Source organism: Streptomyces anulatus, assembly GCF_014650675.1.
Taxonomy (GTDB): domain Bacteria; phylum Actinomycetota; class Actinomycetes; order Streptomycetales; family Streptomycetaceae; genus Streptomyces; species Streptomyces anulatus.
On record NZ_BMVK01000014.1, the window covers coordinates 1 to 12,484 of the forward strand.

Here is a 12,484-nt window from a genome sequence, read left to right on the forward strand (position 1 = left end):
CTCTTTTCCGTTCCGTTTCCGGTCCGAATTTGATTTCCGGTGGCCTGTGGAGTGGCCTCGCCTTTCGGCGGATCCGACTTTATCAGAAACTCACGGAGCTAAACGAACGACCCGATGAGATTCGAGAAAGGAGAATCATTTGGCCCGGCGGAGTTAACAAGCACTCCCGCACGAGCGAGATAGATACTACGCGCTCAACTCGAACCTGTCTAGTCCGAGGCAACCGTTCAATTCTACCTCCCCACATCTGCCGTGTCAACGGTTTTTGTGGGCGAGGAGGACACTAGCAGGTCAGTAGGGGTGAAAGCACATCGGTGGTCAGGCTGCGGTGGGAAGTTCGGCGCTGCGTTCGACCGCTGTGAGGTCGCCTGTGTCGCCGGCGCGGGCCGCACGGCCTCCCAGGATGTAGACGTATGCGAGAAAGGCCAGCTCAGCGGCTATGCCGATGGCGATCCGGGCCCAGGTCGGAAGACCGGACGGGGTCACGAAGCCCTCGATGAGACCGGAGACGAACAGGACCAGCGCCAGACCGATCGCCATGCCCAGGGCGGCGCGGCCCTGCTGAGCCAGGGCGGTCCGGCGTGACAGAGGGCCGGGGTCGATCACGGTCCAGCCGAGGCGCAGCCCCGTGCCGGCGGCGACGAACACCGCGGTCAGTTCGAGCAGGCCGTGGGGAAGCACCAGGCCGAGGAAGACGTCGAGACGGCCCGCGGAGGACATGAGGCCTATGCCGACGCCCAGGTTGAGCATGTTGAGGAAGAGGATCCAGATCACCGGTATGCAGAGGAACGCCCCCAGGACCAGGCACAGAGCCGCGGCCTGCGCATTGTTCGTCCATACCTGCGCCGCGAACGACGCCGCCGGATGGCTGGAGTAGTAGGTCTCGTACTCCCCGCCCGGCCGGGTCATCGCACGGAGGTCTTCCGGCGCGGCTATCGCGGCCTGTACCTCGGGGTGGGTCCCGATCCACCAGCCCAGCAGTGCCGCCAGTGCTGTCGAGAGCACCGCTGTGGGAATCCACCAGTGGCGCGAGCGATAGATCGCGGCGGGGAATCCCGCGGTGAGGAACCGGGCCGCGTCCCGCCAGGAGGCCTTGCGGGTGCCGGTCACCGTCGACCGGGCGCGGGCCACGAGCTGGGTGAGACGTCCGGTGAGGAGTGGGTCGGGGCTGCTCGACTGGACGAGAGAGAGATGGGTCGCCGTGCGTTGGTAGAGGACGACGAGTTCGTCCGCTTCCGCGCCTGTGAGGCGGCGGCCCCGGCGCAGGAGGTGTTCGAGGCGGTCCCACTCCGTGCGGTGGGCGGTGACGAAGACGTCGAGGTCCATGGGCGGCTGTTGCTCCAGGCAAGGGTGCGTACGGGTCCGTACTACTGCGGCGCGCTGGCGGTCAGCTTGGCAGACTGTGCCCGGCTGGGGCAGAGAAGGTCGGCGAAGGGTGGGGCCCGATGAGTGAGCTGGTGACCGGGGACGCGGTCGTTCTGGGGTTGAGGCCCGCGCGGCTGCCTAGCCGGGCGCTGGCCTCGGCGATCGACCTGGCGGTGACGTTCGTCGTCTTCATCCTCGTGTCGGTCGTACTGGGCATCGCTTCCGTCTCGTTGGACGAGGCAGCGGTCGCGGCGATCGGGGTGGCCTCCTTCCTGCTGGTCCTGATCGGTGGGCCGGTCGCGGTGGAGACGCTGAGTCATGGCCGCTCGCTGGGAAAGCTGGCCTGCGGGCTGCGGGTGGTGCGGGACGACGGTGGGCCGATCCGGTTCCGGCACGCGCTCGTGCGCGGGGCGATGGGGCTCGTCGAGATCCTCATGACCTTCGGTGCCCTGGCCTCGATCGCGTCCCTGGTGTCGGCGCGGGGGCGCCGGATCGGTGACGTGTTCGCCGGGACGCTGGTGATCCGGGAACGGGTCGCGGCCACGGGCCGGTCCGTCTCCGTGCCGCCTCCCCCGCCCTGGCTGGTCGGCCGGTTCGCGCAGCTGGATCTGTCGGCCGTGCCCGACGAACTCTGGCTCGCGATACGGCAGTACCTGACCCGGATGCAGCAGCTGGATCCCGGCGTGGGGCGTTCGATCGCGGAGCGGCTGGCCGGTGAACTGGTCGCACGGACGGGAGCCGCCACGCCGCAGGGCGTTCCGGCGGCCGCGTTCCTGGCCGCGGTGGTTCATGAGCGGCAGTCGCGGGATGCGCGGCGCGTTTTCGCCGGGCCCCGGGCCGAGGGGCCCGTACCGTCCGGGGGCGCCGCGCCTGGCGGGTCGGGCGGGCCTGGCGGGTCGGGCGGGCCTGGCGGGTCGGGCGGGCCTGGCGGGTCGGGCGGGCCTGGCGGGCGCTTCGGGGGTTCGGTGCCTGTCGTGGCCGGGGGGTACGTCGGGGCTCCTGGGGGCCCCGGAGCCGCTGGGGCCCCTGAGGCTGGTGGGTTCGGTGGGGCCGTTGAGTCCGGTGGTGTGGGTGGCTCTGTCGGTGGCGGGTCTGGTGGGGCCGGTTCCGGGGCGGGAGGCGGTGCCGCCGGTGTTCATGAGCCGCGGCGCGGGGGTGCGCCCTCGGCCGGGTTCGCTCCGCCCGGCTAGGCGGTGTCCGGCCCGGATCCGGGCGACAGGTCCTGGTCGGCCGGGGTGCCGGAGGCGCGGGGAGACGGAGGCGTCTCCAGGTGTTCGAGCTCGATGCCCGGTGCCGCGAGAACCACGTCACCGGCGATGTGGATGGTGTGCTGTTCCCCGGTGTCCAGGGCGCTGACCTGGTATTCGTCCACCGTCAGAGGGCCGTTGTCAGTGGCGTGCGCTTCACTGTTCACCAGAGCCCAGGACTGGTCGACGGTCCTGGGTGCGAGGACCGGGTCCGTGAAGGTGACCACGCGGACGCGGGTCGTGGGGGAAGCGGGGGTGAGGCGCAGGAGACGGGTCATGGCGATGAGGAACGCGGGGGACGTGCCGGCGAAGGCGTGGGCGCGGACGTTGCCTTCGGTGGCGTGGCTGCCGGTCGGGTCGGTCCGGACCCAGGTGACCCCTTCCAGGGCTGCTCCTCGCACCTGCCAGCTCGCGGCATGGAGTTCAAGGCGGATGGGCCGGCCCAGCTCGTCCAGGGCGAGGTCGACGGAGCCGAGGTGGTCTCCGGCGGGGGATGTGGTCTGGGAGACGTAGCGCCAGCCGGAGGGGCCGGGGGCGCAGTGGAAGTGTTCTTCGCCGAGGGGGGTGTGATCGTGAAGGTCGTGGAGCGAATACCTGCCGCGGGGCATGGGGTCCTTCGGGTTCCTCGGGCTGTGCGGGGGCGGTAACGGGAGCAGGCCCCCGGCACGGGGGTGCGGGGGCCTGCACTCGGATCTGCTGCTGAGGGTTCTGACGCCGCTCGGTGTTCGGGAGGTCTGCCTCCCGAACACCGAGGTGGATCAGTGACCTCGGACGGGTCAGTAGCGGTAGTGGTCGGGCTTGTACGGGCCCTCTACCTCGACACCGATGTACGCCGCCTGCTCGGGGCGCAGCGTCGTGAGCCTGACGCCCAGGGCGTCGAGGTGGAGTCGGGCGACCTTCTCGTCCAGGTGCTTGGGCAGCACGTACACGTCGGTCGGGTACTCCTCGGGCTTCGTGAACAGCTCGATCTGCGCGAGGGTCTGGTCCGCGAAGCTGTTGGACATCACGAAGGACGGGTGCCCGGTCGCGTTGCCCAGGTTGAGGAGGCGGCCCTCGGACAGGACGATGAGGACCTTGCCGTCGGAGAACGTCCAGGTGTGGACCTGGGGCTTGACCTCGTCCTTGACGATGCCGTCGATCTTCGCGAGGCCGGCCATGTCGATCTCGTTGTCGAAGTGGCCGATGTTCCCGACGATCGCCTGGTGCTTCATCCGGGCCATGTCCTTGGCCATGATGATGTCCTTGTTGCCCGTCGTGGTGACGAAGATGTCCGCCTGCTCCACGACGTCGTCCAGCGTGGCCACCTGGTAGCCGTCCATCGCCGCCTGCAGCGCGCAGATCGGGTCGATCTCCGTGATGATCACCCGGGCGCCCTGGCCGCGCAGGGACTCCGCGCAACCCTTGCCCACGTCGCCGTAGCCGAAGACGACGGCGGTCTTGCCGCCGATCAGGACGTCGGTGGCGCGGTTGATGCCGTCGATGAGGGAGTGGCGGCAGCCGTACTTGTTGTCGAACTTCGACTTGGTCACCGCGTCGTTCACGTTGATCGCGGGGAACAGGAGGGAACCGTCACGGTGCATCTCGTACAGGCGGTGCACACCCGTCGTCGTCTCCTCGGTGACACCGCGGATCTCGGACGCGAGCTGGGTCCACTTCTGCGGGGCCTCGCCGAGGGTGCGGTTCAGCAGGGTGAGGATGTGGGCGTACTCCTCGCTGTCCGCGGTCGACGGGTCCGGGGCGGCGCCGGCCTTCTCGAACTCGACGCCCTTGTGGACGAGGAGGGTGGCGTCGCCGCCGTCGTCCAGGATCATGTTCGGGCCGCCGGTGGGGGTGTTCGGCCAGGTCAGCGCCTGCTCCGTGCACCACCAGTACTCCTCCAGCGTCTCGCCCTTCCAGGCGAAGACCGGGACGCCCGCGGGGGCTTCCGGAGTGCCGTTCGGGCCGACCGCGATGGCCGCGGCGGCGTGGTCCTGGGTGGAGAAGATGTTGCAGGAGGCCCAGCGGACCTCGGCGCCCAGGGCGACGAGGGTCTCGATGAGCACGGCGGTCTGCACGGTCATGTGCAGCGAGCCGGTGATCCGGGCGCCGGCCAGCGGCTGAGCGGCGGCGAACTCCTTGCGGATCGACATCAGGCCGGGCATCTCGTGCTCGGCGAGCGTGATCTCCTTGCGCCCGAAGGGGGCGAGGGAGAGGTCGGCGACCTTGAAGTCCTGGCGGTTGGTGGCCGTCGTCATAACGGGCTGCTCCTCGTGATGGGTCGAGGGTGGGCTGTGTGGGCTGACTCCGCGGCACGGCGGGCATACGGATGCCCGGGTGTTCGCGGTGCAGTCCGTCGGAGGCCCTCTGTCCCTCGCCCGGCTCGCTCCCGCCAGCCGGTCGACCGCCATCAGCAGCGACGTCTGTTATCCGTATCCGAATCTACACCGAACGGCCCAGTGAGCCCCAGCCCGTTCGTGGAGAGGGGCGTGTGTGAGGGGTCACCGGGCCGATCGGGGCTGGTGTGCGGTGGGTCAGTGGCCAGAATTCTTCGAGGCCTGGTTCCCGCCCGGGCTCTCGCCCGTGTCGGTTCTTGTTTCGGTGCTCGTGCCAGCGCCCGTGCCAGTGCCCGTGCCAGCGCCCGTTTACGTGGCGGAGCCGGTTCCGCCGGTGGTGGTGTCCGGGGCTTCGGTCGTCTTGCCCGGGTTGGTTCCGGTCGCTGCGGCGTCCGCGTTGTAGATGTCCGGCTCCAGGTAGATGACCCGGGCGATCGGGCACGCTGCGCGGATGCGGTTCTCGGCGGCGTTGATGGCGTCGGCGACCTCGGCCGCGGTCTCGTCGTGCCGGACCGCGATCTTGGCGGCGACCAGCAGCTCCTCGGGGCCGAGGTGGAGGGTGCGCATGTGGATGATGCGGGTGACGGTCTCGCCGTCCACCACGGCCGCCTTGATGTTCTCGACGTCCTCGATGCCGGCGGACTCGCCGAGCAGGAGGGACTTCGTCTCGACGGCCAGGACGATCGCGATGAGGATCAGCAGGATGCCGATGCAGAGGGTGCCGATGCCGTCCCAGACGCCGTTGCCGGTGCCGAGGGCGAGGCCGACGCCCGCGAGCGCCAGGACCAGGCCGACGAGCGCGCCGAGGTCCTCCAGGAGAACGACCGGGAGTTCGGGCGCCTTGGACCGGCGGACGAATTCGGTCCAGGAGCGGTCGCCGCGCGTCTGGTTGGACTCACGGATCGCCGTACGGAAGGAGAAGATCTCGGCGATGATCGCGAAGACCAGGACCCCGACCGGCCAGTACCAGGCCTCGATCTCGTGCGGGTGCTTGATCTTCTCGTAGCCCTCGTAGACCGCGAACATGCCGCCGACCGAGAAGAGGACGATGGAGACGAGGAACGCGTAGATGTAGCGCTCGCGCCCGTAGCCGAAGGGGTGCTGAGGAGTGGCTTCGCGCTTCGCCTTCTTGCCGCCGAGCAGCAGGAGTCCCTGGTTGCCCGAGTCGGCGAGCGAGTGGACGCTCTCCGCGAGCATCGACGACGAACCACTGAAGAGGAACGCTACGAATTTGGCCACGGCGATCGAGAGGTTGGCGACGAGTGCCGCCACGATCGCCTTGGTTCCGCCTGACGCGCTCATGAGTGCGTGGTGTCCCTTCGTCGGTGCGCGGCATGTGCCGCCGCGGTGAGGCGGCACATTGTTGCAGCCGTCGGGACGGTCCGTGGGTCAGGCCGGCACGGTGGCCCGGAAGAGTGTTCCCGGTCCCGCCGCCGCGACGGTCTCGTCGGCCGGAACGTACGCGGACTCCCCCGGTCCGAGGGTGAGTTCGCCGACGGTGACCGATCCCGCGGTGCAGAGCAGGATCTGGGGCGTGGGGGCGGTCAGCTCGGTGAGGGCCGCCCCTGACGCGAGGGTGTAGCGGGACAGGGCGAACTCGTCCGCGGGGGTCTCGTAGAGCTCCTCGCCCGACGGGGCCGCCTCCGGGCGCAGCACGCCGGGCTCGGTGGCCTCGAACCGGACGATGCGCAGGAGTTCGGGGACGTCGATGTGCTTGGGGGTCAGGCCGCAGCGCAGCACGTTGTCCGAGTTGGCCATGATCTCGACGCCGAGGCCGTCGAGATAGGCGTGCGGGACGCCCGCACCGAGGAACAGGGCTTCTCCGGGCTGGAGTTGCACGTAGTTCAGCAGCATCGCGGCCAGTACCCCGGGGTCGCCGGGGAAGTGGTGGGCGATACGGGCGTACGGGGCGTGGGCGCCGCCGAGGCGCTCGGCTGCGGCCGCCGCCTCCGCCACGGTCTCCGCCATCTCCGCCGGTTCCGCGCCGAGGATCGCCGTGAGCACCTCGCGGAGGGCCGCCTCCTCGGGGTGGGCGCGGAGGAGGTCCACGTACGGCTTGAGGGAGTCGACTCCCAGCGCCTCCATCGCGTCCGCCGCCTCGGTGGGCCTGCGGAAGCCGCACAGTCCGTCGAAGGGGGTGAGGGCGCAGATGAGTTCGGGCTTGTGGTTCGCGTCCTTGTACGTGCGGTGCGGGGCGTCGATCGGGACGCCCCGGGCCTCCTCGTCGGCGTAGCCCTCGCCGGCCTGCTCCAGGTTCGGGTGGACCTGGACGGAGAGGGGCGCTCCGGCGGCGAGGAGCTTCAGGAGGAAGGGGAGGCGGGGGCCGAACCGGGCGACCGTCTGCGCGCCGAGCTCCCCCTCCGGGTCGGCGTCGATGGCCTCGGTGAGGGCCAGTTCCGCCTCACCGGAAGCGGTGGTACGGGTGATACGCGAGGGCGCTCCGGGGTGGGCTCCCATCCACATCTCGGCCTGCGGTTCGCCGGTGGGCGCGATGCCGAGCAGGGCGGGAATGGCCGTGGTGGACCCCCAGGCGTAGGGGCGCACGGTGTTGGACAGCCGGTCCATGGAGTCGTCCTCGGGTGGGGCGGATCGGGTGGGTGTGTGACCAGGGGTATCAGTGTTACGTGAGGTCCTGGCGTCGTGGGGGTGGCCGGGGGGTGACGCGGTCCCTGGGGGCGGTGTTGCCTGGGGTGTTGCCTGGCGGGTGCGTTGCTTGTGGGGTGTTGCCCGCGGGTGTGGTCCCTGTGGGGGTGTCGCCCTGTGGGTGCGGTCCTTGTGGGGTGCTGCCCTGTGGGTGCGGTCCCTGTGGGGGTGTTGCTGTTGCCCTGTGGGTGCGGTCCCTCTGGGGTGTTCCTGTGCTGTTGTCAGGGCTGGGGGGTCGAGGCCAGTGACAGGTAGACCGCTGCGAAGTCGGTGATCGCGAGCAGTTCGGCCACGGCCTCCAGTTCGCTGCCCTCCTCCGGCTCCAGCTCGCTCACGGGGGTGTCGTGGCCGAGCGCGAGCTCCCGGGCTGCCGGGTAGGCGCTGAGGCCTCCCGTCGGGCGGTCCCGGAGCAGGACGACCCGGGCCCTCAGCGTCTCGCCCTCGTCGACCCGGTCGCGGAAGAAGTCGTCGGGGTCCGCGCCTGCCGCGAAGTCCCCGGCGAGGAGCGTGCCGTGCGAGGGCAGCGCCTCGGGCAGTTCCGCGGCCAGGGCGGGGCGGCCGGCGAGTTCGGACAGGACGGCGGCGAAGCGGCGTCCCACCGGGCCCGCGGCGTCGCCCTCCGTCCACAGCAGCGGCAGGCTGTCGGCGAGCTCGGCGGCGAGCGTCTTGGCCGGGTTGCTGTACGTGGCGATGGCCGGACCGCAGCGTTCCGCGGTGCGGTCCAGACGGTCCGCCACCTTCTGCAGGTCCTCGGGAGGAGCGGTCACCAGGCCGACCCGGTCCAGGAGCGCCAGCAGGGGGGTGAGCAGGGCCCACAGCGTGCCGGGGCCGGCGGCCGAGGTCTCCGCGTCGTACTCGCCGTGCGGGGCGGCGGCCATCGGGACGACCAGGCCGTGCACACCGTTGACCGCCTCGCGCAGCGGTGAGCGGGTGGGGGCGACGGCGACGACGGTGCAGCCTCGGCGGTAGGCCTGCTCGGCGAGCAGGGCGAGGCCCGGTTCGGAACCGTCGGCGGTCGCGATGAGGAGCAGGTCCACGGATCCGGCCCAGCCGGGCAGGGCCCAGCGGAGGGCGCCGGGGGCGGCGGCGACGCCCGTGGGGTGGATACGGACGACGGGGGCGGCCGCGCCCGCCAGCGCGCCGATCAGGTCGGCGACCCCGGAGGCGGCGGTGCCGGGGCCCGCGACGAGGACGGCTCGTGGCCGGCCCTCCGGGTTCAGGCCGCCGATGCCTGCCTCGGCGGCGTGCCGGGCGGCGGTACGGACCCGGGCGCCTGCCTCGGCGGCGCCGCGCAGGAGATCGCGGCGGTCGGCTCGGGCCAGGGCTTCCGGGGCGTCGAGCAAGGACTCGTCGAGCATGGCGGTGGGCCTCCGATCACCGGGTGGGGTGCGGGCTGCGGATGCGGGTACGGACGCGGTGGCGTGGCCGCCGCCTGGACGGGCGCGGTGCCGAACGGTGTGGCCCCGCCTGTGGTCGGGCCCGGCTGTCGTGCGCTGCCACGGCCGTCCTGCCTCGTCCTGCCCGTACGCGTATCGCTCGCGGTCAGGCGGGGCGGCTCGCCTCGTCGACGAGAAGGACCGGGATGCCGTCCCGGACCGGGTAGGCCAGGCCGCAGTCGTTGCCCGTGCAGACCAGCTCGGGGCTGTCGGCCGCCGAACGGTCGTCGAGCGGGGAGTGGCAGGCCGGGCAGGCCAGGATCTCCAGGAGGCCGGCTTCGAGCGCCATGGGGTGAGTCCCTTCGAGCATGCGAGTTCCGATCCGCGTGGATCAGGCGTCGTCAGCCTACCGCTGGGGTGGAGGGGGCGCGGCCTGGCCGGGGGGATGAAACGGGGGATGGGGGTGGGGGGTCTGCCGTGCGGGTGGGGTGTGGCCCGGGTGCGTGTGGCCCGGGGTGGGGTGGGCGCCTGCGGCGGGCCCTCTCCCCGCCCCGCCCCTTCCCGTAACCGGGGCTCCGCCCCGGACCCCGCTCCTCAAACGCCGGAGGGGCTGAAAGAGCGGGGCCCGAGAGGGAGTGGGGGAGAGCGCACGCCGAGAGGCTGAAAGAGCCGGGGCCAAGAGGGAATGAGGTGGGGCGGGTGAGGTGAGGCGGGACGGGGCAAGGCGGGGCCGGGTTCGGCGGGATGTGGCAGGCGGGGCAGGCGAGGCCGGGCGGGGTGGGACGGGGCGGGGTGGGACAGGGCGGGACAGGGCAAGGCGGGGTGGGATGAGGCGGGGGGCCAGACCAGGTGGGCCGGGTGAGGCGGGGGGGCCGGGCGGGCACAGGGCCGGGCGGGATGGGTGAAGCGGGGCCGGGCAGGACGGAGTGGGGCCGGGCCAGGTAGAGCCGGGCCGCGCGGGGTGGGGCCGGGCAAGGCCGGACGGGACGGGGCAAGGCGGGGCCGGGTAGGGCCAGGCCAGGTGGGGCCGGGCCGGGCAAGGCCGGACGGGGCAAGGCCGGACGGAGCAAGGCCGAGCCGGGCAGGGGCGGGGCGGGGCCGGGTGCGGACTTCGGAGGTGCTGGGGTGGGGTGGGCCGGGGTGATCGTCGGCTGGTTCAGGCTTTGCGGATCAGGGTCAGGACCTCGTCGCGTACCGCCGCCATCGTCTTCTCGTCCCTCGCCTCGACGTTCAGGCGCAGCAGCGGTTCCGTGTTCGAGGCTCGGAGGTTGAACCACCAGTCAGCGGCCGTGACCGTGAGGCCGTCCAGGTCGTCGAAGGTGATGCCGTCGCGGGCGCCGTAGACCTTCCTGACCGTGGCCAGGCTGGCGGTCTGGTCGGCGACGGTGGAGTTGATCTCGCCGGAGCCGCTGTACCGGTCGTACTCCGCGACCAGCTCGGAGAGCGGCTTCTCCTGGCCGCCGAGTGCGGCGAGTACGTGGAGGGCGGCGAGCATGCCCGTGTCGGCGTTCCAGAAGTCGCGGAAGTAGTAGTGCGCCGAGTGCTCGCCGCCGAAGATCGCCCCGTGCTCCGCCATCTCCGTCTTGATGAAGGAGTGGCCGACGCGGGTGCGGACCGGGGTGCCGCCGTTCTCGCGGACCACCTCGGGGACGGACCAGGAGGTGATCAGGTTGTGGATGACGATGCCCTCGCCGCCGTTGCGGGCCAGCTCGCGGGCGGCGACCAGGGCCGTGATCGCGGAGGGGGAGACGCCCGCGCCCCGCTCGTCGACCACGAAGCAGCGGTCCGCGTCGCCGTCGAAGGCGAGGCCGAGGTCGGCGCCCTCGGCGAGGACGCGGGCCTGGAGGTCGACGATGTTCTTGGGGTCGAGGGGGTTCGCCTCGTGGTGGGGGAAGGTGCCGTCCAGCTCGAAGTACATCGGTACGAGGTCGAGCGGGAGGCCCTCGAAGACCGTGGGGACCGTGTGGCCGCCCATGCCGTTGCCCGCGTCCACCACGACCTTCAGGGGGCGGATCGCGGACAGGGCGACCAGGCCGAGGAGGTGGGACGCGTAGTCGGTGAGGGTGTCCCGCTCGGTGATCGTGCCGAAGGTGGTGGCGGCCGCCGGCCGGGGGGCGCCTTCCGACCACTGCTCGACCAGGGTGCGGATCTCGGCGAGGCCGGTGTCCTGGCCGACCGGGGCGGCGCCCGCCCGGCACATCTTGATGCCGTTGTACTGCGCCGGGTTGTGCGAGGCCGTGAACATCGCCCCGGGGAGGCAGAGGGCCCCCGACGCGTAGTACAGCTGGTCCGTCGAGCAGAGGCCGATGAGCGTGACGTCCGCGCCCCGGGCCGCCGCTCCCCGGGCGAACGCGCCGGCGAGTCCCGGCGACGTGGGGCGCATGTCATGGCCGATCACGATCGCTTCGGCGGCCGTGACCTGGACGAACGCGGCTCCGAAGAGTTCGGCCAGCGATTCGTCCCACTGGTCGGGCACCACTCCGCGCACGTCGTACGCCTTCACGAGCTGCGACAGATCAGCAACCACGGCCGGTCCTCCTGGGGTCTTTGCGGAGCGCCCAAACTACCCGGCCGGTCGGTACCTCAGGAGTCGGCCTCCACCGTCGGCCCTCGGCCCCGGTCCACAGGAGCGGGCTTCAGGCGGGCGTCTCAGGAGTCGGGAGAGCGCAGCACCCTCAGGTGCCCGCGGCGCGCGACCTCCACCGGGTCGGCGGAGCGCGGTCCCCGGCCCCCGCCGTCCGGGCCCCGGTCGTGCGGGCGTGCCGCTTCGCGGACCGCGTTGGCCAGTGCTTCCAGGTCGTCGCCGCTGGGGTGCGCCGGTGCGGAGCCGTCGGAGAGCCGCACCACTTCCCAGCCCCGTGGCGCGGTAAGCCGCTCACTGTGTTCGGCGCAGAGGTCGTAACAGTGGGGCTCGGCGTAGGTGGCGAGCGGGCCGAGGACCGCAGTCGAATCGGCATAGACGTACGTCAGTGTCGCGACGGCAGGGCGGCCGCACGCGGTGCGCGAACAGCGACGTACAGGGCTCACGATGTTGGACGGTACCGCACTCTTGAGCGGGCTGCGACGACTCCCCCTCGGGTCACCCCACCGTGTCGCCCTGTGACCTGCGGCACAGCGGCGTTCCGGGCGGCTACCCTGACCTGCGCCAGGGCGGTGCCCGGTTGTCGCACGGTTGTCGTGCCGGTCGCGGGCGGGGGTGGATCGCGGCGTCGGGCGCAGGGACAATGATCAGATCTCGGGCCTGAAAAGGGCTCAACCTTGGCCGAAATGTTCAACTGTGGACATCCGGATGCCGGACGGCGCCCTTCCCTGAGGCAGGCCTGCCCCCTTCCGCGAGAGCCGGTTGGCCGCTCGCCTCAGGGGCTGGTCGGCCGCTCTCCTCAGAGGCCCGTCAGCTGCTCTCCCCTAGAGCCCGTCGGCCGCTCTCCTCAGAGGCCCGTCGGCCGCTCTCCCCTAGAGCCCGTCGGCTGCTCTCCCCGAGAGCCCATCGGCTGCTTTTCCCAAAGGCCGGTCGGCCGCGTCGTCTCCACGATCGCCCCGG

10 protein-coding genes are annotated in these 12,484 nt (G+C 71.6%); 1 reads left to right on the plus strand and 9 read right to left on the minus strand.

The features are described from left to right. Positions 1 to 318: 318 nt before the first annotated feature. The gene (locus IE272_RS28230) at positions 319 to 1,326 is read right to left on the minus strand and encodes a stage II sporulation protein M (protein WP_050358663.1); all 1,008 of its coding nucleotides are present in this window, start codon (positions 1,324 to 1,326) and stop codon (positions 319 to 321) included. A 119-nt stretch (positions 1,327 to 1,445) separates the two neighbouring features. On the opposite strand from IE272_RS28230, the gene IE272_RS28235 reads away from it, so the two are divergent. Beyond that, the gene (locus IE272_RS28235) at positions 1,446 to 2,555 is read left to right on the plus strand and encodes an RDD family protein (protein WP_190008678.1); all 1,110 of its coding nucleotides are present in this window, start codon (positions 1,446 to 1,448) and stop codon (positions 2,553 to 2,555) included. Here the strand turns inward: IE272_RS28235 and IE272_RS28240 are convergent. The 8 genes from IE272_RS28240 to IE272_RS28275 form a co-directional block, all read right to left on the minus strand. Continuing rightward, entirely contained in the window at positions 2,552 to 3,220 is a 669-nt protein-coding gene (locus IE272_RS28240; RefSeq protein ID WP_050358665.1) for a hypothetical protein, read from the minus strand. The genes IE272_RS28235 and IE272_RS28240 overlap by 4 nt on opposite strands. Before the next feature lie 168 nt (positions 3,221 to 3,388). Continuing rightward, positions 3,389 to 4,846, minus strand: coding sequence for an adenosylhomocysteinase (gene ahcY, locus IE272_RS28245; protein ID WP_050358666.1), 1,458 nt, complete (start codon positions 4,844 to 4,846; stop codon positions 3,389 to 3,391). A gap of 387 nt (positions 4,847 to 5,233) precedes the next feature. Next, a complete protein-coding gene (locus tag IE272_RS28250) occupies positions 5,234 to 6,226 on the minus strand; it encodes a cation diffusion facilitator family transporter (protein ID WP_050358667.1) in 993 nt (330 codons plus the stop codon). A gap of 87 nt (positions 6,227 to 6,313) precedes the next feature. Then, positions 6,314 to 7,489 carry a mannose-6-phosphate isomerase, class I gene (gene manA, locus IE272_RS28255; protein WP_190008680.1) on the minus strand — a complete coding sequence of 392 codons (1,176 nt, stop codon included), beginning with the start codon at positions 7,487 to 7,489 and terminating at the stop codon, positions 6,314 to 6,316. Positions 7,490 to 7,788: 299 nt separating this feature from the next. After that, positions 7,789 to 8,925, minus strand: a complete 1,137-nt coding sequence (locus IE272_RS28260; protein WP_056699072.1) for an SIS domain-containing protein — start codon at positions 8,923 to 8,925, stop codon at positions 7,789 to 7,791. A gap of 184 nt (positions 8,926 to 9,109) precedes the next feature. After that, positions 9,110 to 9,292 carry a Trm112 family protein gene (locus IE272_RS28265; protein ID WP_190008682.1) on the minus strand — a complete coding sequence of 61 codons (183 nt, stop codon included), beginning with the start codon at positions 9,290 to 9,292 and terminating at the stop codon, positions 9,110 to 9,112. An 807-nt stretch (positions 9,293 to 10,099) separates the two neighbouring features. Continuing rightward, positions 10,100 to 11,470 (minus strand): phosphomannomutase/phosphoglucomutase, encoded by a 1,371-nt coding sequence (locus IE272_RS28270; RefSeq protein WP_190008683.1) that lies wholly within the window; start codon positions 11,468 to 11,470, stop codon positions 10,100 to 10,102. A gap of 122 nt (positions 11,471 to 11,592) precedes the next feature. Beyond that, positions 11,593 to 11,970, minus strand: a complete 378-nt coding sequence (locus tag IE272_RS28275) for a DUF3499 domain-containing protein (protein WP_015608934.1) — start codon at positions 11,968 to 11,970, stop codon at positions 11,593 to 11,595. Positions 11,971 to 12,484: the final 514 nt, after the last annotated feature.